The following is a 4,563-nucleotide window of genomic DNA, read 5'->3' as shown; positions in this document are numbered from 1 at the left end:
GCCTCGAGGAGCCTCGACGTGAGGCGGTGCACGCTCCGCGGCCCGAGCCGGCCGCCGCGGTCGCCGACGAAGAGCGCCGCGCCCGCGGCGCCGTCGCCGCGCGCGGCGAGCACCGGTCGACCGCGGTCGCGATAGGCGGTGATCTCGCGGGCGGCAGGCACGCCGAACGGCACCACCCGGTCCTTCGCCCCCTTGCCCGTGACGCGGACCGTCAGGGCGCCGAGGTCGACGTCGTCGAGATCGACCCCGCACGCCTCCGAGACCCGCAGCGCGGAACCGTAGATCAGCTCGACGAGCGCGAGGTCCCTGAGCGCGGACGGGTCCCCCTCCGCGGCCCTCGCCTCGAGCCCGATGAACAGCTCGCGCAGCTGATCCGCCCCGACGACGCGGGGCAGGCGCCCCTGCGCCTTCGGGGCGCGGAGGCGTGCCCCCGGGTCCGTCGGGAGCTGCCCGCTGCGGTGGAGCCACGCCGTGAGGCTCCTGGCCGCGGCGGCCCGCCGCGCGATCGTGGCGCGGGCGAGCTTGCGCTCGGTCGCCTGCCACAGCCAATCCCTGAGCAGCTCGAGGTCGAGGCCACCGACCTCCTCGACCTGCTGGGTCGCGGCGAAACGGACGAGGTCCGCGAGGTCGGCCCCGTACGCGTCGCCGGTGTTCGCCGAGTACGCGCGCTCGTGCTCGAGGTGCGCGCGATGCCCTTCGATCGCCTCCGTCAGCCGCATGCGATCAGGGTGCGGCATCGCGGCACCGGACCGCTCGCGACCCTCCGCGCGGTCAGCGCTCGACGTCGACGCCCATGGTCCGGAAGACCTCCTCCGGCGTGCTGTCGAGCACCTCCTGCCCGTCCGCGGCCACCGGCGAGTAGCCGACGCGGCCGTCGTCGTAGAGGGACAGGATCCCGGCCGCCCGGGCGCCGTCGACGGCGATCACCCCGCCCTCCGGTCGGGTGAGCCGGATCGTGTACGCGGTCGACGGCGCGACGTGCACGGGGATGCCGGCGAAGAGCGAGCTCGTGGCGTAGTGGAGGTGACCCCCGAGCACCGCGCGGACGTCGGTCCCGGCGAGCGCCGCCGCGAGCCGGTCCTGCCCCGTCAGGTGCAGGCGGGCCATCGCGGTGACCTCGACGGGCACCGGCGGGTGGTGGAGCGCGAGCACCGTGCCGTGCTCGGCCGGCTCGGCGAGGACGCTCCGCAGCCGCTCGATCTGCTCGTCGTCGATCCCGCCCTCGACGCGCCCCGGGATCGACGTGTCGAGGGCGACGACGCGGAGGCCGCGCACCTCCGTCACGCGGTCGAGCGGCGCGTCGGTCGCCTGCTCGCCGAGCAGATGCTCCGCCATCGCCGGACGCACGTCGTGGTTCCCGGCGGCCCAGACCACCGGCCACCCGGTGCGGTCGGTGGTCTCCCTGGTGGCCGCGGCCGCCGCGCGGTACGCCTCCGCCTCCCCCGCGTCGGCGATGTCCCCGGTGTGGACGAGCACGTCGATCGGGATGCCGCTGCCCTCGAGCGCTGCGAGCGCCGCGGCGTAGGTGGCCGCGACCCGGACGCGTCCGTGCATCAGCCCGGATGAGGTGAAGTGGCTGTCGCTGACGTGGGCCACGCGATGGGTGGCGATCGGCTCCCTGGTCACCCCCGGACGCTATCGAGCCCCGCCGACGGCGGCTCAGGCGCGGGACCAGCCGGAGGAGCCCTCGACCGCGCTCCCGTCCAGCGAGAGCATGCCGAGCGCGGCGGTCGTGTCCCCGATCCCGAGGCCGGCCCGTGCCGCGACCTCCGGGATGCGGAGCGGGCGCTTCATGAGCACGTCGAGCACGCGCGCCTCGGTCGGGTCGAGGCGCGCCGCCGGCACGTCGACGCCGTCGAGCGTCACCGCGCCGTCGGGGTCGGGCGCCAGCTCCGCCATGTCCGCCGCGTCGCGCACCAGGACCGCCCCGTAGTCCCGGATGAGCCGATGGGTACCCGCGGACGCGGCCGAGTACACCGATCCCGGGACGGCGCCGAGGCCGCGGCCCAGCTCGGCCGCATGACCCGCCGTGTTCGCGGCACCGGACCGCAGCCCGGCCTCGACGACGACGGTCGCCCTGGCCAGCGCGGCGATGATCCTGTTCCGCTTCAGGAACCGCTCGCGCATGGGGCGGGCGCCGCACGGCATCTCCGAGAGCACCACCCCCTCCCGGGCGATCCGGTGGAGCAGCTCGCCGTTGCTCGCCGGGTAGAACCGGTCGAGACCGCCGGCCAGGACGGCGACGGTGAGCCCGCCGCTCGCGAGGGCGGACCGGTGCGCGAACCCGACGACGCCCATCGCCGCGCCCGAGACCACGGCGTACCTCCGGTCGACGAGGCCGGCCGCCGCGTCCGCGGTCACGCGCTCGCCGTACGGCGTCGCCGAGCGCGAGCCGACGAGCGCGATCGATCGCTCGATGCGCGGCAGGGGCCCGGACGGCGCGAGCGCCCAGAGCGCGAGAGGCCCGTGCAGGTCGAGGTCGGCCACGCCGGTCGGCCAGTCCGGGTCGCCGGGCACGAGCAGCCGGGCGCCGAGGTGCGCGGCGTTCCGGAACACCCGCACGAACGCCGCCTCGTCGAGGCGAGGGCGCCAGCGGTCGAACGCGCGGCGCAGCTCCGGGTTCGTCGTCGGCGGCGCATCGAGCCGCAGGGCCTCGAGCGCATCCGCCGCGCCGAGCGTGGCGACGAGCGCACCGGCGACGCGGTCGCCCGGCTCGACCAGCGCGGTCCAGGCGCCCGCCGCGAGCACCGCAGCCGGATCGGCGTCGGCGCCGAGGGGGCGGACGGGGCGCACGAGGTCCTCGAGCACGGTGACGTCGCTCATGCGTCGGGGCTCCGCAACGCCAGCGCCCTCCCCACCTCCGCCCGACCCGGGCGATCGGCTCCCGCCAGGTCCGCGAGCGTCCACGCCAGCCGCAGCACGCGGTCGTGGCCGCGCAGGCTCAGCGTGCCGCGCTCGAGCGCCCACTCCAGCGGGGCGCGGGCGCTCGGGTCGGGTGCGTGATCGGGATGCCGGAGCCAGCTGCCCGGCACCTCGCTGTTGATCGACCAGGGCGTCCCCGCCAGACGATCGGCTGCCCGCCTCCTGGCCGCGGACACCCGCTCGCGCGCACCCGCGGTGGTGACGCGCGGCGGCTCCTGGCCGGCCAGCCGCACCTGCGCCGCGGTCACGCGGTCGACGTGCAGACGGATGTCGATCCGGTCGAGCAGCGGGCCGGAGAGGCGGCCGAGGTACCGCTGCCGAACCGCCGGCGGGCACACGCACCTCCCGTCGATGGTGCCCGCCTGCCCGCAGGGGCAGGGGTTGGCCGCGAGCACCAGCTGGAACCGGGCGGGGAAGTCGGCGCGGGCCGCCGCGCGGTGCACCGAGACGCGACCGCGCTCGAGCGGCTGCCGGAGCGAGTCCAGGACCGCGGCGCCGAACTCCGGCGCCTCGTCGAGGAAGAGCACGCCGCCGGAGGCGCGGGTGACGGCGCCCGGATGGATGCGACCGCTGCCGCCGCCGATGATCGCCGCTTCGGTCGCCGTGTGGTGCGGCGCCTGCCAGGGCGGTCTGCTCCGGATCCGGTCGATGCCGTGACCGGCGAGCGAGGCCACACAGGTCGCATCGAGCGCCGCCTCGCCGGTCAGGTCCGGCAGCAGCCCGGGCAGCCGCGTCGCGAGCATCGTCTTGCCGGCCCCGGGCGGTCCCACCATGAGCAGGTGATGACCGCCGGCCGCGGCGACGATGAGCGCCTCCACCCCCTCCGCGTTGCCGATGACGTCGGCCAGGTCCGGGTCGGCGCGCCGCTCGCGGAGCACCGGCGGCCCGGCGACCGGCTCCACGTCCACGGGCTCCAGGTCGGCGCCCCACCGGATCGCGAGCGCGCGCAGGCTCGGCACCGCGACGACCTCGATCCCGTCGACGAGGGAGGCCTCCACGAGACTCGAGGGCGGCACCACGATCCGCGAACGCCCGGCCCGCACCGCCGCGCGCACCGCCGGCAGGACACCGGGCACCGGCCGCAGCCGGCCGTCGAGCCCCAGCTCCCCCATCAGGACCGCGTCCCCGATCGCCGCCTGGTCGATCACCCCCGCCGTGGCGAGCACCGCGACGGCGATCCCGAGGTCGAACCCCGACCCGTGCTTCGGCACCGCCGCCGGCGACAGGTTGACCGTCAGGTGCCTCGACGGCATGTCGAAGCCCGAATGCTCGACGGCGCTGCGCACCCGCGCCTGCGCCTCCCGCAACGCCGTGTCCGGCAGCCCGACCAGCTTGAAACCCGGGGTCTGATTCGTCAGCGCCGCCTCGATCTCCACGATCCTGCCCGTGAGCCCCTCCAGCGCCACCGCCGCCGCACGCGCCGTCGACCGCGGCAGCGCCGCGACCACGGGCGCGACCGTCGTCACGCCGCCGCCCTCAGGTGATCCAGGACCACCCGATCCTCGTGCCTGGGCAGGAGGACCCCGATCAGGTCGATGCGCGTGGTCCGAGCGCGCACGTCGCGGTGCGCCCGCCGCCACGCCCCGGCGAGCACGCACAGCCGCGTGAGCTTCGCCGGGTCGACGGCCTCGAGCGGGTCGC

General features: G+C 76.7%; 4 protein-coding genes. All 4 read right to left on the bottom strand.

The genetic code is table 11. The features are described 5' to 3' along the window. The coding region (locus ACTHLI_RS11430; RefSeq protein WP_440183659.1) for a tyrosine-type recombinase/integrase at nucleotides 1–719 on the bottom strand (719 nt) is incomplete at its 3' end. Between the two features lie 52 nt (nucleotides 720–771). Beyond that, nucleotides 772–1,626 (bottom strand): metallophosphoesterase, encoded by an 855-nt coding sequence (locus tag ACTHLI_RS11425; RefSeq protein WP_440183658.1) that lies wholly within the window; start codon nucleotides 1,624–1,626, stop codon nucleotides 772–774. A 33-nt stretch (nucleotides 1,627–1,659) separates the two neighbouring features. Continuing rightward, complete coding sequence (locus ACTHLI_RS11420; protein WP_440183656.1) at nucleotides 1,660–2,823, bottom strand: DNA-processing protein DprA; 1,164 nt, start codon at nucleotides 2,821–2,823, stop codon at nucleotides 1,660–1,662. Beyond that, nucleotides 2,820–4,388 carry a YifB family Mg chelatase-like AAA ATPase gene (locus ACTHLI_RS11415; protein ID WP_440183654.1) on the bottom strand — a complete coding sequence of 523 codons (1,569 nt, stop codon included), beginning with the start codon at nucleotides 4,386–4,388 and terminating at the stop codon, nucleotides 2,820–2,822. The genes ACTHLI_RS11420 and ACTHLI_RS11415 overlap by 4 nt, the downstream gene beginning before the upstream one ends. Nucleotides 4,389–4,563 lie beyond the last annotated feature (175 nt).

This window comes from Amnibacterium sp., from assembly GCF_051956055.1.
Classification (GTDB): domain Bacteria; phylum Actinomycetota; class Actinomycetes; order Actinomycetales; family Microbacteriaceae; genus Amnibacterium.
Note: the sequence above shows the minus strand (reverse complement) of the source record. Positions and strands in the feature narration are given on the sequence as shown.